The sequence below is a fragment of the Nocardioides sp. F233 genome (genome assembly GCF_057813895.1).
Genome location: NZ_JBVASH010000007.1, coordinates 137438 through 160563 on the forward strand (window position 1 = coordinate 137438; position 23126 = coordinate 160563).

At 71.0% G+C, this 23126-nt stretch carries 21 protein-coding genes; 12 read left to right on the forward strand and 9 right to left on the reverse strand.

Annotated features, from left to right (window positions below; translation table 11 throughout):
- Positions 1–38: 38 nt before the first annotated feature.
- The 4 genes from ACZYRU_RS23330 to ACZYRU_RS23345 form a co-directional block, all read right to left on the reverse strand.
- Positions 39–782: a succinate dehydrogenase/fumarate reductase iron-sulfur subunit gene (locus ACZYRU_RS23330; protein WP_141800047.1), complete on the reverse strand. Its 744-nt coding sequence runs from the start codon at positions 780–782 to the stop codon at positions 39–41.
- Positions 779–2842 (reverse strand): fumarate reductase/succinate dehydrogenase flavoprotein subunit, encoded by a 2064-nt coding sequence (locus ACZYRU_RS23335; RefSeq protein ID WP_488959493.1) that lies wholly within the window; start codon positions 2840–2842, stop codon positions 779–781. The genes ACZYRU_RS23330 and ACZYRU_RS23335 overlap by 4 nt, the downstream gene beginning before the upstream one ends.
- 13 nt (positions 2843–2855) lie before the next feature.
- Positions 2856–3497 (reverse strand): succinate dehydrogenase cytochrome b subunit, encoded by a 642-nt coding sequence (locus tag ACZYRU_RS23340; RefSeq protein ID WP_488959494.1) that lies wholly within the window; start codon positions 3495–3497, stop codon positions 2856–2858.
- 173 nt (positions 3498–3670) lie between these two features.
- On the reverse strand, positions 3671–4606 hold the full coding sequence (locus tag ACZYRU_RS23345) for a Dyp-type peroxidase (protein WP_488959495.1): 936 nt from the start codon (positions 4604–4606) through the stop codon (positions 3671–3673).
- A 117-nt stretch (positions 4607–4723) separates the two neighbouring features.
- On the opposite strand from ACZYRU_RS23345, the gene ACZYRU_RS23350 reads away from it, so the two are divergent.
- Together ACZYRU_RS23350 and ACZYRU_RS23355 are read left to right on the forward strand one after the other, a co-directional pair.
- On the forward strand, positions 4724–7018 hold the full coding sequence (locus ACZYRU_RS23350) for an FdhF/YdeP family oxidoreductase (protein ID WP_488959496.1): 2295 nt from the start codon (positions 4724–4726) through the stop codon (positions 7016–7018).
- Positions 7002–8000: an FUSC family protein gene (locus ACZYRU_RS23355; RefSeq protein WP_488959497.1), complete on the forward strand. Its 999-nt coding sequence runs from the start codon at positions 7002–7004 to the stop codon at positions 7998–8000. Before ACZYRU_RS23350 ends, ACZYRU_RS23355 begins: the two co-directional genes overlap by 17 nt.
- Here the strand turns inward: ACZYRU_RS23355 and ACZYRU_RS23360 are convergent.
- Positions 7990–8880, reverse strand: a complete 891-nt coding sequence (locus ACZYRU_RS23360; RefSeq protein WP_488959498.1) for a LysR family transcriptional regulator — start codon at positions 8878–8880, stop codon at positions 7990–7992. The genes ACZYRU_RS23355 and ACZYRU_RS23360 overlap by 11 nt on opposite strands.
- A gap of 41 nt (positions 8881–8921) precedes the next feature.
- Between ACZYRU_RS23360 and ACZYRU_RS23365 the strand changes: the two genes are divergently transcribed.
- A complete protein-coding gene (locus ACZYRU_RS23365) occupies positions 8922–9503 on the forward strand; it encodes a DinB family protein (RefSeq protein WP_488959499.1) in 582 nt (193 codons plus the stop codon).
- Between the two features lie 27 nt (positions 9504–9530).
- Positions 9531–10163, forward strand: coding sequence for a DUF1345 domain-containing protein (locus ACZYRU_RS23370; RefSeq protein ID WP_488959500.1), 633 nt, complete (start codon positions 9531–9533; stop codon positions 10161–10163).
- Between the two features lie 22 nt (positions 10164–10185).
- Here the strand turns inward: ACZYRU_RS23370 and ACZYRU_RS23375 are convergent, their stop codons facing one another.
- Positions 10186–11235, reverse strand: coding sequence for a glycosyltransferase (locus ACZYRU_RS23375; protein ID WP_488959501.1), 1050 nt, complete (start codon positions 11233–11235; stop codon positions 10186–10188).
- 92 nt (positions 11236–11327) lie between these two features.
- On the opposite strand from ACZYRU_RS23375, the gene ACZYRU_RS23380 reads away from it, so the two are divergent.
- Positions 11328–11714, forward strand: a complete 387-nt coding sequence (locus ACZYRU_RS23380) for a VOC family protein (protein WP_488959502.1) — start codon at positions 11328–11330, stop codon at positions 11712–11714.
- An 8-nt stretch (positions 11715–11722) separates the two neighbouring features.
- Here the strand turns inward: ACZYRU_RS23380 and ACZYRU_RS23385 are convergent, their stop codons facing one another.
- Entirely contained in the window at positions 11723–12163 is a 441-nt protein-coding gene (locus ACZYRU_RS23385; protein ID WP_488959503.1) for a hypothetical protein, read from the reverse strand.
- Complete coding sequence (locus ACZYRU_RS23390; RefSeq protein WP_488959504.1) at positions 12150–12602, reverse strand: hypothetical protein; 453 nt, start codon at positions 12600–12602, stop codon at positions 12150–12152. Before ACZYRU_RS23390 ends, ACZYRU_RS23385 begins: the two co-directional genes overlap by 14 nt.
- 106 nt (positions 12603–12708) lie before the next feature.
- Here ACZYRU_RS23390 and ACZYRU_RS23395 point away from each other — a divergent pair, with 106 nt between their 5' ends.
- From ACZYRU_RS23395 to ACZYRU_RS23425, 7 genes are all read left to right on the forward strand, one after another.
- Entirely contained in the window at positions 12709–14457 is a 1749-nt protein-coding gene (locus ACZYRU_RS23395) for a methylmalonyl-CoA mutase family protein (protein WP_488959505.1), read from the forward strand.
- Positions 14454–16622 carry a methylmalonyl-CoA mutase gene (gene scpA / locus ACZYRU_RS23400; protein WP_488959506.1) on the forward strand — a complete coding sequence of 723 codons (2169 nt, stop codon included), beginning with the start codon at positions 14454–14456 and terminating at the stop codon, positions 16620–16622. Before ACZYRU_RS23395 ends, scpA begins: the two co-directional genes overlap by 4 nt.
- A complete protein-coding gene (gene meaB / locus ACZYRU_RS23405; RefSeq protein WP_488959507.1) occupies positions 16622–17614 on the forward strand; it encodes a methylmalonyl Co-A mutase-associated GTPase MeaB in 993 nt (330 codons plus the stop codon). Before scpA ends, meaB begins: the two co-directional genes overlap by 1 nt.
- A 73-nt stretch (positions 17615–17687) precedes the next feature.
- The gene (locus ACZYRU_RS23410; protein WP_488959508.1) at positions 17688–19118 is read left to right on the forward strand and encodes a hypothetical protein; all 1431 of its coding nucleotides are present in this window, start codon (positions 17688–17690) and stop codon (positions 19116–19118) included.
- Positions 19115–20095, forward strand: a complete 981-nt coding sequence (locus tag ACZYRU_RS23415) for a hypothetical protein (RefSeq protein WP_488959509.1) — start codon at positions 19115–19117, stop codon at positions 20093–20095. The genes ACZYRU_RS23410 and ACZYRU_RS23415 overlap by 4 nt, the downstream gene beginning before the upstream one ends.
- Positions 20096–20113: 18 nt before the next feature.
- The gene (locus ACZYRU_RS23420) at positions 20114–21295 is read left to right on the forward strand and encodes an amidohydrolase (RefSeq protein WP_488959510.1); all 1182 of its coding nucleotides are present in this window, start codon (positions 20114–20116) and stop codon (positions 21293–21295) included.
- A gap of 38 nt (positions 21296–21333) precedes the next feature.
- The gene (locus ACZYRU_RS23425; RefSeq protein ID WP_488959511.1) at positions 21334–21930 is read left to right on the forward strand and encodes a DUF3060 domain-containing protein; all 597 of its coding nucleotides are present in this window, start codon (positions 21334–21336) and stop codon (positions 21928–21930) included.
- A 103-nt stretch (positions 21931–22033) separates the two neighbouring features.
- On the opposite strand, the gene ACZYRU_RS23430 is transcribed toward ACZYRU_RS23425, so the two are convergent.
- Positions 22034–23002: a hypothetical protein gene (locus ACZYRU_RS23430; protein ID WP_488959512.1), complete on the reverse strand. Its 969-nt coding sequence runs from the start codon at positions 23000–23002 to the stop codon at positions 22034–22036.
- Between the last annotated feature and the right edge of the window lie 124 nt (positions 23003–23126).

The window sequence follows — 23126 nt, forward strand, 5'->3', positions numbered from 1 at the left end:
GCCGGGTCGGCGCAGATCTGACGCCAGTTCGGGCCGGGTCAGTGACCGTTCTTCAGCGCGGTGCGCAGGTCCTTGTTGAGCTGGGAGATCACGTCGAGCGGGATCTCCTTCGGGCAGGCCGCGGCGCACTCACCGATGTTGGTGCAGCCACCGAAGCCCTCGTGGTCGTGCTGGCCGACCATGTCGACGACGCGCGACCAGCGCTCCGGCTGACCCTGCGGCAGCTCGCCGAGGTGGGTGATCTTGGCACCCAGGAACAGCGAGGCGGAGCCGTTGGGGCACGCGGCGACGCAGCCGCCGCAGCCGATGCAGGTCGCGACGTTGAACGCCCGCATCGCCTTGTCGCGCGGGGCCGGCACCGAGTTGGCCTCGGGGGCCGAGCCGGTGTTGGCGGAGATGTAGCCGCCGGCCTGGATGATCCGGTCGAACGCCGAGCGGTCGACGACCAGGTCCTTGAGCACCGGGAACGGCTCGGCACGCCACGGCTCGATGGTGATGGTGTCGCCGTCGTTGAACGAGCGCATGTGCAGCTGGCAGGTCGTGGTGACCTCCGGGCCGTGCGCCTGGCCGTTGATCATCAGCGAGCACATGCCGCAGATGCCCTCACGACAGTCGCTGTCGAAGGCGACCGGCTCCTCGCCGCTGGTGACCAGCTGCTCGTTGAGCAGGTCGAGCATCTCCAGGAAGGACATGTCGGAGGAGACACCGTCGAGCTCGTAGGTGTGCATCGCACCCTTGGCGGCGGCGTTCTCCTGGCGCCAGACCTTGAGCGTGACCTTCACTTGTAGCTCCTCTGCTTGAGCTCGATAGCGGTGTAGATGAGGTCTTCCTTGTGCAGGACCGGCTTGCCGCCCTCGTTGGAGTCGCCGCCCCACTCCCAGGCCGCGACGTACGCGAACTCCTCGTCGTGGCGCAGTGCCTCGCCGTCCTCGGTCTGCGACTCGGCACGGAAGTGGCCGCCGCAGGACTCGCGGCGGTTGAGCGCGTCGATGCACATGAGCTCGCCGAGCTCGATGAAGTCGGCGACGCGGTTGGCCTTCTCGAGGTCCTGGTTGAGCGAGTCGGGAGAGCCGAGCACGCGCACGTTGGTCCAGAACTCCTTGCGGAGCTCCTTGATCTTCTCGATCGCGAGCTTGAGGCCCTCCTCGGTGCGCTCCATGCCGCAGTACTCCCACATGATGGAGCCGAGCTCCTTGTGGATCGACTCGACCGAGCGGGTGCCGTTGATCGACATCAGCTTGGCGACGCGCTCGTTGACGGCGTCCAGCGCGGCCTTCACGTCGGGGTGGCTGTCGTCGATCTTGTCGAACGGACCGTCGGCGAGGTACTCGCGGATGGTGTTCGGGAGCACGAAGTAGCCGTCGGCCAGGCCCTGCATCAGCGCCGAGGCACCGAGGCGGTTGGCGCCGTGGTCGGAGAAGTTGGCCTCACCGGTCACGAACAGGCCGTCGATGTTGGAGCGGAGCTCGTAGTCGACCCACAGGCCGCCCATGACGTAGTGCACGGCGGGGTAGATGCGCATCGGCACCTCGTACGGGTTCTCGCCCGTGATCCGCTCGTACATGTCGAGGAGGTTGTCGTACTTCTCCTCGACGCCGTCCTTGCCCAGGCGCTTGATCGCGTCGGCGAAGTCGAGGTAGACGCCGCGCCGGACCATCTTGGTGGTGCCGTCGGGCTGCTGCTCCTCGATCGCGGGACCGACGCCGCGGCCCTCGTCGCACATGTACTTGGCCGCACGCGACGCGATGTCGCGGGGGACCAGGTTGCCGAACGACGGGTAGATGCGCTCGAGGTAGTAGTCGCGGTCCTCCTCGGGGATGTCCCGCGGGTCCTTCTCGCAGTCCTCGACCTTCTTGGGCACCCAGATCCGGCCGTCGTTGCGCAGCGACTCCGACATCAGGGTCAGCTTCGACTGGTGCGCGCCCGAGATCGGGATGCAGGTCGGGTGGATCTGCGTGTAGCAGGGGTTGGCCATGTAGGCGCCCTTGCGGTGCGCACGCCACGCCGCCATCACGTTGGAGCCCATCGCGTTGGTCGACAGGTAGAAGACGTTGCCGTAGCCGCCGGAGGCGAGTACGACGACGTCGGCGAGGTGGGTCTCGATCTCGCCGGACACCATGTCGCGGGCGACGATGCCGCGGGCCTTGCCGTCGACGATGATCAGGTCGAGCATCTCGTGGCGGGTGAACTGCTCCACGGTGCCGGCCGCTACCTGGCGCTCCATCGCCTGGTAGGCGCCGATGAGCAGCTGCTGGCCCGTCTGGCCACGCGCGTAGAACGTGCGGGACACCTGGACGCCACCGAACGAACGGTTGTCGAGGAGGCCGCCGTACTCGCGGGCGAACGGGACGCCCTGCGCGACGCACTGGTCGATGATGTTGGCCGAGACCTCGGCGAGGCGGAAGACGTTCGACTCGCGCGAGCGGTAGTCGCCGCCCTTCACGGTGTCGTAGAAGAGGCGGTACGTCGAGTCGCCGTCCTCGCGGTAGTTCTTGGCCGCGTTGATGCCGCCCTGGGCGGCGATCGAGTGCGCCCGGCGCGGGGAGTCCTGGTAGCAGAACGACTTCACGTTGTAGCCGGCCTCGCCGAGCGTGGCGGCGGCGGCGCCACCGGCCAGGCCGGTGCCGACGATGATGATGTCGAGCTTGCGACGGTTGGCCGGGTTGACCAGGCGGTTCTCGAACTTGCGGGTCGTCCAGCGCTCGGCGATCGGGCCGGTGGGCGCGTGGGTGTCGACGATCTTCTCGCCGAGCTCGTAGAAGCCCGCGGCGTCGTCGGAGGTCTGGACCGACGGCTCATTGGTCGCGGTCAGACCGGGGAGGTAGTGGGTTCCTGCAGCCATGTTCGTTGGCCCCTTACTTCTCGATGATGCCGACGAGCACGGACAGCGGGACCAGCGAGAAGCCGCCGGCGACCACGATGGCGACGACCCAGCCGGCCGCGCGGGCACGGGCCCGCGACACGGCCGAGTTGGTGAAGCCCAGCGTCTGCAGCGAGCTGAAGGTGCCGTGGTGCAGGTGGAGGCCGAGGGCGACCATCGCCAGCAGGTAGATGATCGTCATCCACCAGGTGTCGAAGGTGTCGACGACCAGGGCGTACGGGTTGTTGCCGCCGGTGTCGCCGTTGCTCGGGTTGATCTTGACGATCGTGAAGTTGAGCAGGTGCCAGATGATGAAGACCAGGATCGTGACGCCACCCCAGCGCATGGTGCGCGAGGAGATCGACGAGCCGGCGTTCTTCTTGACGACGTACTTCACCGGGCGGGCCTTGGCCGCGCGGCTGGCGAGGATCGCCGCGCACGCGATGTGGACGATGACGGCGACCAGCAGGCCGACGCGCATGATCCACAGGAAGCCCTCGTGGGGGAGCATCGGCTCCCCGAGCTCGCGCAAGTGGTGGGCGTACTCGTTGAACGAGTCCTCACCTGCGAAGGCCTTGAGGTTGCCGTACATGTGTCCCAGCACGAAGCCGATGAACAGCAGGCCACTCACAGCCATGAGCAATTTCAGGGCGATGGTCGTGCGTACTGCACGACTGCCCTTCACCAGTTGGGGACGCGTCGTCGATGCCACGGGGGGCCACGCTACTCCCGCTACTGACCAGTAGGTGACCGGGATCATGTGAGATATGCACGTAAGGCAAGCCTTACTCGCGGCGTGTCTTGGCAGAACTAGCCGTTGGCGTCGTCCAGGAAGTCGGACGTCGGGACGAAGAAGAGGGTGCCGGTGACCGCCGTCGAGAAGTCGAGGACCCGGTCGTGGTTGCCGGGTGGGCGGCCGACGAACATGTTGGTCAGCATCTGCTCGGTGACGCCGGGGTCGTTGGCGTAGCCGATGAAGTAGGTGCCGAACTCGGCCGCGCCCACCCGGCCGAAGGGCATGTTGTCGCGCAGGATCGCGCGCTCGGTGCCGTCCGCGTCGACGATGGTGGTGAGGGCGACGTGGGAGTTGGCCGGCTTCACCTCGTCGGCCATCTCCACGTCGGAGAGCTTGGAGCGGCCGATGGCGCGCTCCTGGTCCTCGACCGACAGGGCGCCCCAGGCGGTCAGGTCGTGCAGGTACTTCTGGGTGATGACGTAGCTCCCGCCGGCGTACGACGGGTCCTCGTCGCCGATCAGCACGGCGGCCGACTTCTCGGCGGCCTCGGGGTTCTCGGTGCCGTCGACGAAGCCGAGCATGTCGCGCTGGTCGAAGGAGCGGAAGCCGTGCACCTCGTCGACGACCTGCGCGACGCCGGTCAACCGCTCGGTGAGGTGCTGGGCCAGCTCGAAGCACAGGTCCATCCGGTGGGCCCGCAGGTGGAAGAACAGGTCGCCGGGGGTGGCAGGGGCGTGGTGGCGCTCGCCGGTGACCTCGCGGAACGGGTGCAGGTGGGCCGGGCGGGGCGCGGTGAACAGCCGGTCCCAGGCCCCGGCGCCGATCCCGGTGATGCAGGTCAGCTCGCCCTCGGGGATCCGGAAGCCGACCGAGCGGCGCAGGCCGCTGACGTCGGCGAGCAGGTCGCGCACGGTGGCGGCGCCGTCGTCCCCGGTGTCGGGGTCGAGGGTGAGCGTCAGGAAGATCGCCGACTCGGTGAGCGGCGCGAGGACGGCCTGGGGAGTGGACACCCCTCGATCCTCGTGGACTCCGCGCCTGTCGGCCAGAGAGTTCACGATCAACGTTGTTTATCAAGCCATGGGTGAATGATGTTTGACGGCCGGGTCGGGCCGAGAGACCCTGCAGGGGTGAGCAAGACGCGGCAGGACGTTGACCCCCAGGACGACCTCAAGGTCACTCCGCCGAAGACGTACGCCGCCGGCGTACCCGCCGTCGCGCACGCGATGGAGTACTCGCTGGCCCAGGCCGGCCCGAAGCGCACGCTGCTCACCCTGCTCAGCCTCAACCAGGCCGAGGGCATCGACTGCCCGGGCTGCGCGTGGCCGGACCCGAAGCACCGGCACAAGAACGAGTACTGCGAGAACGGCGCCAAGCACGTCAACGACGAGGCGACCACACGCCGGGTGACCCGGGAGTTCTTCGCCGAGCACTCGGTCGCCGAGCTCGACACGAAGTCGGACATGTGGCTCAACCACCAGGGCCGGCTGACCGAGCCGATGGTGAAGCGCCCCGGCGCGACGCACTACGAGCCGATCGGCTGGGACGACGCGTTCGGCATCATCGCCGACGAGCTCAACGGGCTGGCCTCGCCGGACGAGGCGATGTTCTACACGTCGGGCCGCCTCAACAACGAGGCCGCCTTCCTGCTGCAGCTCTTCGCCCGCTCCTACGGCACCAACAACCTGCCCGACTGCTCGAACATGTGCCACGAGTCGAGCGGCTCCGGGCTGGGGGAGACCCTCGGCATCGGCAAGGGCAGCGTCTCGCTCGACGACATCCACGAGTCCGACCTGGTCCTCGTCGTCGGCCAGAACCCCGGCACCAACCACCCGCGGATGCTCTCGGCGCTCGAGGAGACCAAGCGCAACGGCGGCCGGGTGATCGCGGTCAACCCGCTGCCCGAGGCCGGCCTGATCCGGTTCAAGAACCCGCAGAAGCCCAGCGGCGTCATCGGCAAGGGCACCGTCATCGCCGACGTCTTCCTCAAGATCCGCCCCGGCGGTGACCTCGCGCTGTTCCAGATGCTCAACCGGCTGCTGCTCGAGGCCGAGGACGCCGCTCCCGGCACGGTGCTCGACCACGACTACATCGCGGCCAACACGACCGGCTTCGAGGAGTTCGCCGCCCACACACGCACCGTCAGCTGGGAGCACGTGCTCGAGGCGACCGGCCTGACCCGCGAGGAGATCGAGGGGGTCCACCGCGAGGTGCTCGCCGCCAAGAGCGTCATCGTGTGCTGGGCGATGGGCCTGACCCAGCACAAGCACGGCGTCCCGACCATCCGCGAGCTGGTCAGCTTCCTGCTCCTGCGCGGCAACCTCGGACGTCCCGGTGCGGGTGTGTGCCCGGTGCGCGGGCACAGCAACGTCCAGGGCGACCGGACCATGGGCATCTGGGAGCGGGTGCCGGACTCCTTCCTCGACGCGCTCGGCCGCGAGTTCTCCTTCGAGCCGCCGCGCCATCACGGCTTCGACTCGGTGGCCGGCGTCCGGGCGATGCGCGACGGCAAGGCGCGGGTCTTCGTCGGCGTCGCCGGCAACTTCGTGCGCGCCATGTCCGACAGCGACGTCACCGAGGCGGCCCTGCGGTCGTGCTCGCTGACGGTGCAGATCTCCACCAAGCTCAACCGCTCCCACACCGTCTGCGGCGAGACCGCGCTGATCCTGCCGACGCTGGGTCGCAGCGACCGCGACGTGCAGGCGACCGGCGAGCAGTTCGTCACCGTCGAGGACTCGATGAGCGAGGTGCACCAGTCCCGCGGCCGGCTCGACCCCGCCTCGCCCGACCTGCTGAGCGAGGTCGCGATCATCGGCCGGCTGGCCCGCCGCACCCTGGGCGAGGGCGGGACGATCCCGTGGGAGGACTTCGAGGCCGACTACGCGCTGGTCCGCGACCGGATCGCCCGTGTGGTGCCCGGCTTCGACGACTTCAACGCGCGGGTCGCCGTACCCGGGGGCTTCCGACTGCCCAACCCGGTCAACGAAGGCGTCTTCCGCACGCCCAGCGGCAAGGCCGTGTTCACCTGCAACGCGCTCGACCACCTCGCCACCCCGCCGGGCCACCTGGTGCTGCAGAGCCTGCGCTCCCACGACCAGTGGAACACCATCCCGTACGCCATGAACGACCGCTACCGCGGCATCCACGACGCCCGCCGGATCGTGATGGTCAACCCCGACGACCTCGCCGAGCTCGGCCTGGCCGACCGCGACCTGGTCGACATCGTGAGCATCTGGACCGACGGCAGCGAGCGTCGTGCCGAGGGCTTCCGGATCGTCGCCTACCCGGCGGCGCGCGGCTCGGCGGCGTCCTACTACCCGGAGACCAACGTGCTGGTCCCGCTGGACAGCGTGGCGGAGGTCAGCAACACGCCCACGTCGAAGGGCGTGATCGTGCGGCTGGAGCGCGTTGCCGCAGCCGGCTGACCGGCGCCACGCGGCCCGGGTCGCGCTGGGCCTGCTCGTCCCGGGGCTGGTCCTGCTGGCGCTGGGTCGTCCCGAGCTGGTGATGTACGCCGCCTTCGGCTCGTTCGCCGGCATGTACGGCCGGCTGGAGGGGCGCGCGGAGCGGCTGCGGCACCAGTTCCACGGTGCCGGGATGCTGGTGACCGGCGTCGGGCTCGGCGCCCTGCTCTCGGCCAGCGGCGCCGGGTCGGCCGTCCTGGTCCTCGCGGTCACGGCGTTCGCGACGCTCGGCTCGCTCGCGACCGACGGCCTCGGCCTGCGCCCGGGCGGCCCGTTCTTCGGCATCTTCGCCCTCGGTGCGACGGCCTCGGTCAGTGCCGACCTGGTCAGTCCCGTCGGGGCGGTCCTGATCTGCGCGGGTACGGCGGCCTGGTGCCTGGCGCTCGGCGTCGCGGACCGTGCGGACCGTGCGGAGCGGCCGGTGTCCGCGGCCCGGCCGGACGGCCTGCCCGTCGGGGCGGTCCGGCAGGCCGGTCGCTACCTGCTGGCGACCTCGGCGGCCGGCGTCGTGGGCATCGGGCTGGGCATCGACCACGCGAACTGGGCGATGACCGCGGCCGCCGTACCGCTGGCGATCGTGACGGCCGGGGAGGAACCCGACCTCGCGGCGGTCCTCGACCGGGCGGCGCACCGGATCGCCGGCACCTTCGTCGGGCTCGTCGTGACGGCAGCCGTGCTGCTGCCCGAGCCGCAGCCGGCGGTGCTCGCCGTCGTGGTCATGGCACTGCTGTTCCCGACCGAGCTGTTCATGGCGCGGCACTACGGGCTGGCGCTGGGCTTCTTCACGCCGTTGATCATGATCATGACCGAGCTCGCGGCGCCGTCCGATCCCGTCGACCTGCTGCTCGCGCGCGGCGTCGACACCCTGATCGGCGTCGCGGCGGGTGTCGCGGCGGCGGCCCTGGTCCGCGGACGTGAGGGAGTGCCGGCGCTCAGCCGCTGAGGTCGACCCCGCGCGCGGCCTCGACGAAGGCGCGGGCCAGCATCGACTCCGGACCGTGGCCGGCGAGGACCAGCCCCACCTGGTGGGTACGACGCGGCTTCGGCAGCGGGATCGCGCGCAGCCCCTCGGGCACGCCGAACGTCGGCAGCCAGGCGTGCGGCACCACGCTGGACAGGCCCATCGACGCGACGTGCGCGTAGACCGCGGAGACCGTGTCGGTCTCGACCACGACGTTGCTGTCGATGCCCGTGTCGGCGAGGTGGCCGTCGATGATCCGGCGGTTCTGCATGTCGCCGGTCAGCAGGCACAGCGGTGAGCGGGCGGCCTCGGCCCAGGTGACCGTCTCGGCCGTGCCGTGCTCGCCGTCGGTGGGCGTCAGGAAGAGGTAGCGCTCGCGGTAGAGGGGGACCACCCGCACCCGGCCGAGCGGCTCGCCGTCGACGTACGTCATCCCGACGTCGATGTCGAAGTCGTTGAGCCGACGCACGATCTCGCGCGACGACATCGACATCAGCAGGAAGGTGGTCAGCGGGTGCTGCTCGCGCATCGGCGTGGTCAGCAGCGAGGCGACGGTCAGCGCGGTCGGGATCGCGCCGATCCGCAGGGTGCCGGTGAGGCTGCCGCGCATCGCGGCGATGGTCTGGTCCAATGCGTCCCGCTCGGCCAGCATCCGCTGCGCCCAGGCCAGGACCTGCACGCCCTCGGGGGTGAACCCCTCGAACCGCTGGGCCCGCTTGACGATCTGGACGCCGAGCTCCTGCTCGAGCTTGCGGATCCCGGCCGACAGGGCGGGCTGCGTCACGTGGCAGGCCTCGGCGGCCCGGCCGAAGTGGCCCTCGCGCGACAGCGCAGCGAGGTACTCCAACCGGCGCAGCAGCATGGGGACACCCTAGGGTTCTCCCGCATGGCAGAGTGCGGGGAATGAGCGACAGCTCCACGGAAGGCACCGTCGGACCGGAGTCCGGTCTGGCGGACGACGCATTCTCCCCCAAGTGGGCGGACGACGACCGCCCGCGCATCCCGCGCGTGGCCGGCGAACGGGAGGCGCTCGCGGCGTACCTGGACCACTACCGGGCGACGGTCGAGATGAAGTGTCGGGGCCTGAGCCCGGAGCAGGCGCGGGCCAGGTCCATGCCGCCGTCGACGATGTCGCTCCACGGCCTGGTCCGCCACCTCGCGGGGTGTGAGCGCTGGTGGTTCCAGAAGAACTTCGAGCGACGTGACGTGCCGCTCCTCTTCTTCACGGACGACAACCCCGACCTCGACTTCGACCTGCCCACAGACGCTGACTTCGTCGCCGACCTCCAGACCTGGCGCGAGGAGTGTGCCGTCTCCCGCGAGATCGTCGCCGCTCACGACCTCGACGAGACTGCGCGACCGCTGGACTGGTACGAAGACGTCGACCTACGTTGGCTGGTCCTCCGCATGATCACCGAGTACGCCCAGCACTGCGGACACGCCGACCTGCTTCGCGAGGGGGTCGACGGGAGGACCGGAGCCTAGGCAGGAAGCTCACCTAGGCTGGGCCGGGTGAAGCGCCCGCCCCTGATCGCCACCGCGTGGCCGCGGCTGCTGTCCGCGGTCGGCGCCGGGACCGTGGCTGCGTTGCTCGGCTCGCTCGTCGACCTCCAGCTCGCCGTGCTGCTGGCGATCGCCGTCGCCGGCGCGGTCTACATCGTGTTCGGCTGGGTCGTGCTGTGGCCGATGGACGCCGAGGCGACCCGGGTCAACGCGACCCACGAGGACCTCAGCCCCGGCGTCGACGAGGTGGTCGTCGGCGCCGCAGCGCTGGGCGGGCTCTGCGGCGTGATCGTCCTGCTCCTCGTCGGCACGTCGGTGTCCGGACAGGCGGACGCCGCCGTCGCGCTAGGTGGGGTGTTCGCGGCCTGGGCGTCGCTGCACCTGATGTACGCGACGCGGTACGCCCACCTCTACTACTCGGACACCCCGGGCGGGATCGACTTCAACGGCCCGGAACCACCGGCCTTCCGGGACTTCCTCTATTTCAGCTACAACCTCGGCATGACCTACCAGGTCTCCGACACCGCCGTGCAGAGCGGCGCGATCCGGGCAGTCGTGCTGCGCCACTGCCTGCTGTCGTACGTCTTCGGCGCGGCCATCCTCGCCACCACCATCAACCTGGTGGTGGGGATCGTCTCCTGACTCGGGTCCGGGTCAGGCAGGCTCAGGCGACGACCGGCGCCGGCAGCGGGTACGTCGACGCGACCAGCTCGTCGACCGCGTCGGCCCAGGTACGGCGCACCGCCCGCTCCCGGCCCGCCGTGCCGAGCAGGTGACGGTGCGGGTCGGCGGCGACCGCGGTGACGGCGCGGACCAGGTCGCGAGGGTCGGCGGCGTCGTACAGGACACCGCTGTGGAGGTGCTCGACGACGCCGCGGGCACCGCCGGCCCGGGGCGCGACGACCGGGACACCGGACGCGCCCGCCTCGCGCAGCGCGTGGCAGTCGGTCTCGTGCTCGCCGGGGTGGACCAGGACATCGAGGGTCGGCAGTGCCACCGTCAGGTCGCCCACGGACAGCGGGCCGGTGAACCGCGCGTTCGGCAGCCGCCGGGCCAGCCACTCGCGGTCCGGGCCGCCGCCGATCACGACGAGCCGGATGCCGGGGACGTCCGCCAGCGCCGCCAGGCGCCGTACGCCGGCCGCCTTGTGGAGGCCGCCGACGTACCCGACGACGACCTTGCTGCTGCCGGACCTCGCGCGCGACCAGGACTGGTGCAGCCACGGGTCGCGCAGCGTGGGGGTGAACGCGAGCGGGTCGACGCCGGGCTCCCACAAGGTCGCGTCGACGCCGAGCTCCGCGGCCCGGCCGACCATCCACGGTGAGGTGACCAGGACCCGGTCGGCGCGGTCGGCGACCCTGGCCCGCCAGTAGTCGGCGGCCAGGTCGAGCACCGGGGACTGCTCGACCACCAGGGTCGGTACGCCGGCCCGCGCGGCATGCTTGAGCGCCTTGCGGCCCACGGCGCGGGGGGAGTGGACCTGGACCAGGTCGGGTGCGAACCGGTCGATGGCGTCGCGTACCTGCGCGCCGGTCGGCTCGAGCGGGCGGACCCGGGCGACGTCGCAGCCGCGGTAGCTCGCGAGGCCGGGGCCGGGCGCGACGATCTGCACGTCGTGGCCACGGTCGACCAGTCGGTCGACGGTCGCCTTCAGGGTCGTGGTGGTGCTGTCGACGGCCGGGTAGAACGACTCGGTGGCCAGGACGATCCTCATGGCACCACGGTGAGCGGCCTCCATGTCGCGGCCGCGCCCCTCAGGTGGCATCCGGGTGAACGTTGTCGGTGCTCGCGCCTAGCGTGGCCGGCATGGACATGAAGCTCGAGCTGGAGGCCGTGCCCGTCACCGACGTCGACCGGGCCAAGGAGTTCTACGTACGGGCCGGCTTCAACGCCGACCACGACCACACGGTCAGCGAGGAGGTCCGGTTCGTGCAGCTCACACCACCCGGGTCGGCCTGCTCGATCGCGATCGGCAAGGGCCTCACCACCATGACGCCCGGCTCGCTCGACAACCTGCAGGCGGTGGTCGCCGACGCCGACGCGATCCGCGCGGACCTGGTCGCCCGCGGGATCGACGTGTCGCCGGTGGACGACCAGCCGTGGGGTCGGTTCGTGTACTTCTCCGACCCCGACGGCAACCGGTGGTCCCTCCAGCAGCTGCCCGACTGGTCGGGGCAGGCTGCCGCCGACTGACCTCGGCGCTACTCGGCAGCCTGCCCCGCGGCCGGCTCGTCCTCGGCGGCGACGGTCCGCGGCGGCAGCTGACCCTCCTGGATGGCCCGCGCGACGGAGCTGATCCGCTCGCCGCTCTCGCGCCAGCCCCCGGAGGAGGCGTCCCACCAGATCGTGAACCCCCGTCGGGCCTCGATCGTCCAGTGCGCACCGAACGCGACCCGAGCCAGCGCGGCGAACGGGATGAGCAGCAGGAGCAGCAGGAACTCGAACGCCACGAACAGCGCCAGGATGATGAACGGCAGCGCGAGGATCAGCAGGATCATCGCGATGATCGCGCTGACCGGGTCGTCGCCGAGGCCGTTGAGACCGTCGAGCGGTCCGGACCCCGGCGCCTTGAGGCGTCGTCGCCACGGCACCCATCGTCGGGTCACTCGCCAGGTCTGGCCCTCGGGATCACGCACCTTCACGCGGTGGATCGTAGGGGGTCGGCGGGGTCGGCCCCTCCAGCTCGGAGCCGAGCGTCTGCATCGGAGCGTCACCGCGCTCGACGGCCTCCGCGACCGCGCGGATCCGCTTCCCGCTGGACCGCCAGTCGCCGACCTCCTCTTCCCAGTGCGGTCGGAATCCCACCCGGGCCTCGATCCACCAGTGCTTCCCGAACAGCATCCGCGCGACGGTCACGCCGGGCAGCAGGAGGAGAAGGAGCAGCAGCTCGCCGCCCGTCAGGAGGACGAAGCTGAGCACCGGGAGGACCACGAGCCCGAACACGAGGGCGAGCAGGAACCCGGCGATGCTGTCGGTCGCCTCGAGCCACAGCCGCGGGCCGAGTGCGCGGGGGCGCGGCCGCCAGGGCAGCCAGCGTCGGGTCACTCGCCAGGTCCGGCCCTCGGGATCGACCACCTTCATGGACAGAACCTAACGAGTGCTTGGTGAGTCTGCGGCTACCTTCCGGTAGCCGGAGATATCTCACACCTCGGTAACAGGGGCGCTGTCACGGATAGGCTTGCCGCTTGTGACTGACTCGCCCCTGACGCTGGCGCAGCCCGAGGACGCGCACACGCGCGCCGAGTGGGAAGCCGCCACGGCCGCCGTGCTGCGCAAGACGCGCAAGCTCGGCGACAGCGACCCCGACAGCGCCGTGTGGGACAAGCTGACCCGCACCACCCTCGACGGCATCGGCATCACGCCGCTCGGCCTGCCCGGCGGTCCCGCGACCGCCGTACGCCCGACGCGCCACGGCGCGTGGGACATCCGCAGCCTGGTCTCCGGCCCCGACGCCAAGCTCGTCAACGAGGCGGCCCTCGTCGACCTCGACGGTGGTGTGACCAGCCTGTGGCTGGCCGCCGACGCCGACACCGACGTGGCCGCGACGCTGAAAGACGTGCTGCTGGACCTGGCCCCGGTCGTGCTCGACGCACCGTCGGCGACCACGAAGGTCGCCGAGGCATTCCTGGCGCTGCCCGGTGCCAAGCACCCCGACAGCAACCTCGGCATCGACCCGCTCGGCGTCATGCTGCGCGACATCCCGTTGGCCGTCGACGAGGCCGTCGCCGAACTGCAGTCGCTGGCCCGCAAGGCGAACCAGAACGACGTCCGCGCGATCGTCGTCGACGCCACCGCGGCCCACGACCTCGGTGCCAGCGACGCGCAGGAGCTCGGCTGGTCGATCGCGGTCGGCGTCGCCTACCTGCGCTGGCTGACCGACCACGGCCTGTCCGTGGCCGACGCGGCCAACCAGGTGGAGTTCCGCTACGCCGCCACCGACGAGCAGTTCCCGACGATCGCCAAGCTGCGCGCCGCCCGCGTGCTGTGGGCCCGCGTCCTCGAGCTCTCCGGGGTTTCGACAGGCTCAACCACCGGGATCGTCGCCCAGCGCCAGCACGCCGTGACGAGCCGGCCGATGCTCAGCAAGTACGACCCCTACGTCAACATGCTGCGCGGCACCGTCGCGGCCTTCGCCGCCGGCGTCGGTGGCGCCGACGCGGTCACCGTGCTGCCCTTCGACAGCGCCAACGGCCGCCCCGACGGCTTCGGTCGCCGGATCGCGCGCAACGTCAACCACCTGCTCATCGACGAGTCCCACGTCGCCGCTGTCGCCGACCCCGCCGGTGGCGCGTATGCCGTCGAGCAGCTCACCGCCGACCTGGCCGCTGCGGGCTGGGCGGAGTTCCAGCAGCTCGAGTCCGAGTGGGAGGGCGGCCACGACTTCGACCCGTTCCGCGCCCGGATCGCTGCCGTGGTCGAGAAGCGCGAAGCCGACATCGCCCGCCGCAAGCGCCCGCTGACCGGCGTCAGCGAGTTCCCGAACCTCGGCGAGACGCTGCCCGAGCGCGCCGCCGACCCGCTCAACGACCGGGTCCGTCGCTACGGCGCATCGTTCGAGGCGCTTCGTGACGAGCCGGCCGCCCAGCCGGTGTTCCTCGCCACGCTCGGCACCATCGCCCAGCACACCGCCCGCGCCACCTTCGTGAGCAACCTGCTCGCCGCCGGCGGCATCGCCGTCGAGGTCGCGGGTGCCACCGCGGGCGTCGACGAGCTGACGGCGGCGTACGCCGGCCAGCCGGTCGTCTGCCTCGCCGGCACCGACGCCGCCTACGGCGAGTGGGGTGCCGCCGCGATCGCCGCGCTCCGCGAGGCCGGCGCACAGCACGTGATCATCGCCGGCAAGCCGGACGCCGTGGACGCGGAGGTCGACGACGCCGCCGCGATGGGTGTCGATGCCCTGGCGTTCCTGACCGCCACGAGGGAGAAGCTGGCATGAGCAGCATTCCGAAGAGCTTCGCGGGCCTGTCGCTCGCTGCCGACCAGGCCGCGACCGCCGCGCCCAACCCGCCGCAGGGCGAGGGCTGGAAGAGCCCCGAGGGCATCGAGATCGCGCCGTCGTACGGCCCCGCGGACCTCGCCGGCCTCGACGCGCTCGACTCCTACCCGGGCCTGAGCCCGTTCCTGCGCGGGCCCTACCCGACGATGTACACCACGCAGCCGTGGACGATCCGGCAGTACGCCGGCTTCTCCACCGCCGAGGAGTCCAACGCCTTCTACCGCCGCAACCTCGCGGCCGGCCAGAAGGGCCTGTCGGTCGCCTTCGACCTGGCGACCCACCGCGGCTACGACTCCGACCACCCGCGCGTGCGCGGTGACGTCGGCATGGCCGGTGTGGCGATCGACTCGATCTACGACACCCGCACGCTGTTCGACGGCATCCCGCTGGACCAGATGTCCGTCTCCATGACGATGAACGGCGCGGTGCTCCCGGTGCTCGCCCTCTACATCGCCGCGGCCGAGGAGCAGGGGGTGAAGCCGGAGCAGCTGAGCGGGACCATCCAGAACGACATCCTCAAGGAGTTCATGGTCCGCAACACCTACATCTACCCGCCGGCGCCGTCGATGCGGATCATCTCCGACATCTTCGCGTTCACCAGCCAGAAGATGCCGCGGTTCAACTCGATCTCGATCTCCGGCTACCACATGCAGGAGGCCGGGGCGACCGCCGACCTCGAGCTGGCGTACACGCTGGCCGACGGTGTCGAGTACATCCGCGCGGGCCTCGAGTCGGGCCTGACCATCGACCAGTTCGCGCCCCGCCTGTCCTTCTTCTGGGCGATCGGCATGAACTTCTACATGGAGGTCGCCAAGATGCGCGCGGCCCGGGCCCTGTGGAGCCGGCTGGTGCGCCAGTTCGACCCGCAGAACCCGAAGTCGCTCTCGCTGCGGACCCACTCGCAGACCTCCGGCTGGTCGCTGACCGCGCAGGACGTGTTCAACAACGTCGGGCGTACCGCGATCGAGGCGATGGCCGCGACCCAGGGGCACACCCAGTCGCTGCACACCAACGCGCTGGACGAGGCGATCGCGCTGCCGACCGACTTCTCGGCCCGCATCGCCCGCAACACCCAGCTGCTGCTGCAGCAGGAGAGCGGTACGACGTACTCCATCGACCCGTGGGCCGGCTCCTACTACGTCGAGAAGCTCACCCACGACCTCGCCGAGCGGGCGTGGGCGCACATCCAGGAGGCCGAGGCCGCCGGTGGCATGGCCGCCGCGATCGAGCAGGGCATCCCGAAGATGCGCATCGAGGAGGCCGCCGCCCGCACCCAGGCGCGGATCGACTCGGGCTCGCAGAAGGTCATCGGCGTCAACACCTTCCGGCTGCCGGCCGAGGACCCGCTCGAGGTGCTCAAGGTCGACAACGACGAGGTCTACCGCCAGCAGGTCGCCAAGCTCGAGCGGCTGCGCGCCGAGCGCAACAGCGAGGACGTCGAGGCAGCCCTGCACGCGCTGACCCGCAGCGCCGAGAGCGGCGACGGCAACCTGCTCGACCTCGCCGTCAGCGCCGCCCGCGCCAAGGCCACCGTCGGCGAGATCTCCGACGCGATGGAGAAGGTCTACGGCCGCCACCAGGCCGTGATCCGTACGATCAGCGGCGTGTACCGCGACGAGGCCAACCTGGCCAACGACGGCGAGGGCGACACCCTCGTCGCCCAGGCCCGCCAGGCGACCGACGAGTTCGCCGAGGAGGAGGGCCGCCGGCCCCGCATCCTGGTGGCCAAGATGGGCCAGGACGGCCACGACCGCGGCCAGAAGGTCGTCGTGTCCGCCTTCGCCGACCTCGGCTTCGACGTCGACGTGGGCCCGCTGTTCTCCACGCCCGAGGAGGTCGCGCAGCAGGCGATCGACGCCGACGTGCACATCGTCGGTGTGTCGTCGCTCGCCGCCGGCCACCTCACCCTGCTGCCCGCGCTGAAGAAGGCGCTGGCCGAGCAGGGCCGTGACGACATCATGGTCGTCATCGGAGGCGTGATCCCGCCGGACGACGTCGCGACCCTCAAGGAGATGGGCGCCGCCGCGGTGTTCCTCCCCGGCACGGTGATCGCGGAGTCCGCGCTCGACCTGCTGGCGAGGCTGCGGGCCACGCTCGGTCACTGATGCAGGTCGACGACCTGCTCGACGGCCTGCGTGCCGGTCACCGCGCCACCATGGCGCGGGCCATCACGCTGGTCGAGTCGACCGCGCCCCGTCACCGCCAGTCCGCCCGCGACCTGCTGCTGGCGCTGGCCGCCGATGCCCCGACCCGGACGCCCGCCGTCCGGGTCGGCATCTCCGGCGTGCCCGGCGTCGGCAAGTCGACCTTCATCGAGGCGCTCGGCGGCTTGCTGACGGCCGCCGGGCACAAGGTCGGCGTGCTCGCCGTCGACCCGTCGTCGGTGCGCACCGGCGGCTCGGTCCTCGGCGACAAGACCCGGATGGCCACACTGTCGGCCCACCCGAACGCGTTCATCCGGCCCTCGCCGTCCGCCGGCACCCTCGGCGGCGTTGCCCGCGCGACCACCCAGGCGATGGCGGTCCTCGAAGCGGCCGGGTACGACGTCGTGCTGGTCGAGACTGTCGGTGTCGGCCAGTCCGAGGTCACCGTGGCCGGGATGGTCGACACCTTCCTGTTCCTCACCCTGGCCCGCACCGGCGACCAGCTGCAGGGCATCAAGAAGGGCATCCTGGAGATCGCCGACGTCATCGCGGTCAACAAGGCCGACCCCGACGACCCGGCCCGCGAGCAGGAGGCCCGCGTCGCCGCCCGCGACCTCGCCGGCGCACTGCGCCTGGTCCGCGGGCACGCCGAGTGGGCGCCGCCCGTCGTCACCTGCTCCGGCCTGACCGGCGCCCGGGTCGACGAGGTCTGGGAGCAGGTGCTGATGCACCGGGCCCACCTCGGCACCGACGGGCTGGCCCACAAGCGCGCCGAGCAGCAGCTCGACTTCACCTGGGCGCTGGTCCGCGACGAGCTCGACCAGCGGCTGCGGCACAGCGGCGGCGTCCGGGCCGTGCAGGCCGACGTACGCGCGGCGCTGCTGGCCGGTGAGCTCACCGCACCCCTCGCAGCGGATCGCCTGCTGGCGGCGTACGACGGCGACGAGCGCTGACGGCGTTTCGCCCCCTGCGTGGGCGGGCATCCGTCCCGCGTCAGCCAACAGGATTCGATCTCGGGAGTACGCAGTGCAGGACGCAGGTGGCGGTGGCGGTGGAAGCTCGGTCGGGTCCTACAGCGGCCTGATCGCGGCAGCGGCGGCGAAGTCCGAGCTGCTGCACCTCGGCTGGGACTCGACCGGCGACTACACCGCCAGGCGCGAGGTCGAGACGCACGGCGACGGGCTCGACCCGATCGACTACCACGTGCGCATCGACATCGACACGTACTCGGGGGAGTACACAGCGCAGGCGGAAGGCCCGAGTGCCGAGATCGCCCGCGACAACTGGGTGAAGCAGGCGACCGACACGGTCGGCAAGTGGGGCCCCAGGATCGACGGCCTGTTCACGAAGTGGAAGGACCTCCCGAGCCGCTACAGCACGTCGGAGTCGCTGCTCGACTGGGCCGTGCGCGAGCTCAACATCGACCCCGACGACCTCACCGGAACCGGCGACTCCGCCGGCGGGGTGAACACGCGCCTGGCCGGCGACCTCGAGCGGCTCAAGACCCGCACCGCCCAGCTCGAGGGGCACTATGCGACGACCTTCGCCGACTACTACGTCAACCAGCTGCCAACGACCTTCCAGGCCCAGGGCCTGCTCGTCTCCGCGCTCTCCGTTGCTTGCCGTGCCCAGGGCGAGGTCTGGGGCCGCACCGCCGCCGACCTGGCGACCTTCGAGAGCGACGCTCTCGCCGCGATGAAGGACTCCGGTCCGACCGGGGGACCGAGCTCGGGCCTCGTGATGGCGCTGACCGTGGTCGCCGCCTTCGGTACGGCGCTGGCGGCCGTGCCCTCGCTCGGCGGATCGGTCGCCCTGTTCGGTGCGATCAGCGGCGCGGCGACGATCGGTGCCGGCGTCGAGGCGGCCAAGAAGGCGGACGAGTCGTTCAAGGACCTGCCGATGGGCGCCGACCACCCGGACAAGGTGTTCACCAACATGGAGAACGCGTTGACCGGGCTGGACACCGAGATCACCACGCAGGAGACCGGCATCCGCGACTTCCTGGTCGCGGCGAAGACGTTCGCCGACGGCGGTGACTGCGAGCTGACCCGCCCGAGCCTGAACTCGGCGCCGACCAACCAGGTCTTCAGCGGGGTGAGCGTCGACGCGGACACGATCGCGAGGATCACCGAGCTCTGGCTCCCGTCGGTCGCGGCCGACCTGCGCCAGGCCGACGGCTACCTGACGGTGACGTCCCAGGACGGATTCCACCGGTCCACTGACGTCGGGCTCGCCCCGAACGGGGCGTGGTCCGAGTTCAGCGCCCTGCAGGCGCGTACGTCGCGCCTGCTCACCGGACTCTCGACGGACCTGGAGGATGCGGGGACGAAGCTCGAGCTGGCAGCCAAGGAGATCGGTATGGCCGACGAGCAGGTCAACCAGCACTACCGGAAGGTCGAGAACCAGGTGGAGGACCGCAACCTCAACGATCCCGACGACGTCACGCCCCTGCTGTGAGGCGTCACTGGTCGGTCCTCGCGTCGGTGGCGTTGGTCGCGCCCCTGGCCGCCGCCTGTTCCGGGGGAGGGCACGACGGCGTCGTACCCGATGCGAAGCCCGCGCGGGTCAGCGGCACCGAGCTGTGGGCGCAGCTGCCCACGGGCCGGATCACGGTGACCGTCGGCAAGCCGGTGCGGACCATTCCCGGCGACGAGGTCGTCGGCGGGAAGGCGATCGAGGCCGGGGACGGCCGGGAGTTCCTGCCGGTCGCCGTGGCCTACGAGGACCTGGTGGGGGTGCCGTACGACGCGCCGCAGGACAGCGTCCGGCCCGAGCAGCTCACCGACCTCGACCTGCACGTCGGCGACCGGACCTACCGGGTGCCGTTCGAGCGCTCCACCACGGAGTCCTACGTCGAGGTGGCTACCGCGACGGGCGACGCCCTGAGCCTGGACGTCGACTTCGACGGCGTCAGCCAGAGCGTCGATGCCGCGGGCAAGCGCGACCTGGGCGACGCCGCCGGCCTCTACGACGCCAGCACCCGCAGCGAGCTGCTGTCGTGCGGCGGTGAGGAGGAGAAGCGACCCCCGGGCGTCGACCGCGCGTGGCTGCGCACCTGCCGCTACAACCTGTGGCAGTACCCGTACGTCGAGGGCCTCGGCTGGGCCACGAAGCGGACGGCGGGCACGACCTGGGTCGTCGTCACGGCGCAGACCTGGCTCAGCGCGGATGCGCTGGAGGTCGACGGCAAGCCGTGCCGTGCCGGCGCCATGGGCGGGACCGTCCGGGTCCGCGTCGACGGCGAGTCCGGCACCGCCGAGCTGTCCGTGATCCCCAACAGCGGCGGCAACGGCCACGGCCTCGGCGCCAAGGACGCCTTCCTGCTGGCGCCGGCCGACCAGCACGACCTCGAGGTCACCAGCACTTGGGGCTGCCGGCTCGGTGACCGCAGTGCAGACCGCGAGTTCGTGGACCGGGTGAGCGCGTCCTCCTGACGGGCATAGGCTGGGGCAGTGGAACCTGCGCTGGCCCTGGTCGACTCCGTCGTCGCGAAGTACGACGAGGAGCTGGTCGAGCTGCGCCGCGACCTCCACCGGCACCCCGAGGTGTCCTGGCAGGAGCAGCGCACGGCCGACCGGGTCGTCGAGCACCTCGAGCGGCACGGTTGGCGGATCACCCGGATGCCGCGCAGCGGCATCGTCGCGGACCTGGGGGAGAGCGGCCCGACCGTCGCCCTGCGGGCCGACCTCGACGCGCTGCCCGTCGCCGACCTGACCACCGACCCGTGGACGAGCACCGTCCCCGGCGTCGCCCACGCGTGCGGGCACGACGTGCACACCAGCGCCCTCGTCGGCGCGTCCCACGCGCTGGCCGAGCTGCACGCCCAGGGCCTGCTGCGCGGGCGGGTGCGGCTGCTCTTCCAGCCGGCCGAGGAGGTCATGCCGGGTGGCGCCCGCCACCTGATCAGCCACGGCGCGATCGAGGGCGTCGACCGGATCTTCGCGCTGCACTGCGACCCGTCGGTCGACGTCGGCGCGGTCGGCCTGCGGTCCGGCCCGATCACCAGCGCGGCCGACCGGATCGACGTACGCCTCGAGGGCAACGGCGGGCACACCTCGCGCCCCCACCTCACCGGCGACCTGACCTTCGCGCTCGCCAAGATCACCAGCGAGCTGCCGGCCGTGCTGAGCCGTCGGATGGACCCGCGTGCCGGCGTCAGCGTCGTGTGGGGCATGCTCCGCGCGGGCTCGGCCGCCAACGTCATCCCCGACCACGGCATCGCCAGCGGCACCGTCCGCATCCTCGACGCCGAGGCCTGGGCCTCCTGCGAGGCCGTGGTGCGGGAGGCGGTGCTCGACATCGTGCGCCCCTACGGGATCATCGCCAACGTCGACTACCTCCAGGGCGTGCCGCCCGTCGTCAACGACCGCGTGAGCGTCGCGATGATCGCGGCCGCGGCCGACGACCTGCTCGGCCCGCACCACCGCACCGAGGTCGAGCAGAGCCTCGGGGGCGAGGACTTCGGCTGGTACCTCGAGCAGGTCCCCGGCGCGATGTTCCGCCTCGGCACCCGCAGCCCCGGCGGTGCGACCTTCGACCTCCACCAGGGCGACTTCGAGGTCGACGAGGCGGCGATCGGGTACGGCGCCCGGATGCTCGCCGGCGTCGCGGTCAAGGCGCTCGCCCAGCCGTAGCGGGTTTCGCCCGGCCGGCTCCTGGCAAGGGTGCACGCATGTCTCGGAACACGAGTGCCCTCCGCACCTCTGCTGCCCTCGCCCTCGCCGCCCTGATCGGCGGCAGCGCCGCCGCAATTCCGGCGCCAGCCCACGCGGCCGTCACCCTCGACTGCACCGGCGGTCCGGTCACGATCGACGACAGCACCGAGGACTACTCGCTCACCGGCGCCTGCTCGGCCGTGATCCTCAACGGCAGCAACCTGACCGTCGCGCTGACCAGCGCCACGACCGTGATGGTCACCGGCGCCAACGTCGACGTCACCGCCACGGGCGCCCTCGGCCCGGTCGTCGTCACCGGCTCCAACAGCTCGGTCACCGCCCCCGCCGCGCCGTCCGCGCGCGTGGACGCCAGCAACGTCGACCTGCGCATCCCGGCACTGGACCGCGCGATCCTGGTCGGCTCGAACAACAAGGTCGTCGCGGACCAGGGCGCGAAGGTCAAGGTCAAGGGCGCCAACAACCGCGTGAAGTACCGCAAGCTCGGCAAGGTCGTCGTCCGCGGCGCCAACAACACCGTCAAGGTGCGCGCCGGCAGGACGAAGGTCAGCGTCCAGGGCGCCAACAACGTGGTGCGGGTGCACCGCCGCGGCTGATGCTGGCGCAGGAATCGCCTCTGAGGAGGTGATTCCCTCGCTTCTGGCCCGTTGCAACGGGCCAGAAGCGAGGGCAACGGTCAATAAGTACGGCGCTGCGGGATCAGGACGCTCTCAGACGAGCTCGCTCGGTGGCCACGGACTCCATCAGGCGCCGGATCCTGCGCTCGAGCGCGTCCGGCGCAGCCAGATCGGCCCAGGTGATGCGGAGGCACCTCCAGCCGGTCAGTTCGGCGACCATTTCTTCTCGGCGCTTCTCGCGCAGAACCGCATCGGCCGGAGACTCGCCGGGCTTCAAGTGACGCTCGTACTTCACCCGTCCGTCGAACTCGATCCAGAACCCGAGGTCGGGGAAGGCGAAGTCCAGACGGGCGACCAGGACCCCGCCATCCCTCACCTCGTACTGCGCGATGGGACGGGGTAACCCGCGCCGGAAGCAGAAGTACTCTGTTCGGGACTCGGCGACCGACTCGACCAAGGGGTTGGCGAGGCGGAGAACCAGGTCTGTCGGGAGCGAGTTGGGCCAGTGCCCCATCGTCTCGTCGTACCGGGCGCGAAGGGCGTCCAGGTCGAAATCGCCTCGATGCAGGAAGTGGTTGACGACGACCAGCCCTGCTTCGGCGCTGCCAAGCATCGTGACCTCGAGCGACGAGCGGACCGGTGATGTGATGAGGAGCCCGTTCGTCTCCAGGACGTCACCGGGTAGCAGCTTGCCAGCGTGACGCCGTACGCCGCGCTCCCTCCGGCCGGAAAGCCCATCCTCCCGAGTCAGGTGTACGTCGCTGAGGTCGAACCCCCACAGCGGCGCGATTTCGAACGGGAGGGACGAGACGTGGCTCAGGATGACTTCGGCGTTGGCTTGGGCAAACGCGGCGCGACATCGAACGGCATAGCGCTCTTCGTCCGACATCGCTCGCCAGGTCGGACCGTCGAAGTAGGCGCCGCGCCGTGGCCGCTCGAGATCGCCGCGACTGACCGCGAGCGCGAGGGACCTGTCGGAGTGCCCCAAGGCAATGAGCTCGTGTCGTAGGTGAAGGGGACGAAGTCGGGGGTCGTCGGGCGGCAAGTACATGACGGGCAGGGTGCCCGCCGCTCGCCCCTGTCAGGCCTCCGAATCGGCGCCTGTGGAGAACTGCGACGAGGGCGAGTACTTCTTGGGCGATTCCGTTGCTTCCTGCCTGTTGCAATGGGCAAGA

Excerpts from the sequence above, each read along its gene's own strand:
- ACZYRU_RS23335 (WP_488959493.1), bottom strand. The coding sequence starts at position 2,842 with ATGGCTGCAGGAACCCACTACCTCCCCGGTCTGACCGCGACCAATGAG.
- ACZYRU_RS23340 (WP_488959494.1), bottom strand. The coding sequence starts at position 3,497 with ATGGCTGTGAGTGGCCTGCTGTTCATCGGCTTCGTGCTGGGACACATG.
- ACZYRU_RS23360 (WP_488959498.1), bottom strand. The coding sequence starts at position 8,880 with ATGCTGCTGCGCCGGTTGGAGTACCTCGCTGCGCTGTCGCGCGAGGGC.
- ACZYRU_RS23365 (WP_488959499.1), top strand. The coding sequence starts at position 8,922 with ATGAGCGACAGCTCCACGGAAGGCACCGTCGGACCGGAGTCCGGTCTG.
- ACZYRU_RS23375 (WP_488959501.1), bottom strand. The coding sequence starts at position 11,235 with ATGAGGATCGTCCTGGCCACCGAGTCGTTCTACCCGGCCGTCGACAGC.
- ACZYRU_RS23380 (WP_488959502.1), top strand. The coding sequence starts at position 11,328 with ATGGACATGAAGCTCGAGCTGGAGGCCGTGCCCGTCACCGACGTCGAC.
- ACZYRU_RS23390 (WP_488959504.1), bottom strand. The coding sequence starts at position 12,602 with ATGAAGGTGGTCGATCCCGAGGGCCGGACCTGGCGAGTGACCCGACGC.
- scpA (WP_488959506.1), top strand. The coding sequence starts at position 14,454 with ATGAGCAGCATTCCGAAGAGCTTCGCGGGCCTGTCGCTCGCTGCCGAC.
- meaB (WP_488959507.1), top strand. The coding sequence starts at position 16,622 with ATGCAGGTCGACGACCTGCTCGACGGCCTGCGTGCCGGTCACCGCGCC.
- ACZYRU_RS23425 (WP_488959511.1), top strand. The coding sequence starts at position 21,334 with ATGTCTCGGAACACGAGTGCCCTCCGCACCTCTGCTGCCCTCGCCCTC.
- ACZYRU_RS23430 (WP_488959512.1), bottom strand. The coding sequence starts at position 23,002 with ATGTACTTGCCGCCCGACGACCCCCGACTTCGTCCCCTTCACCTACGA.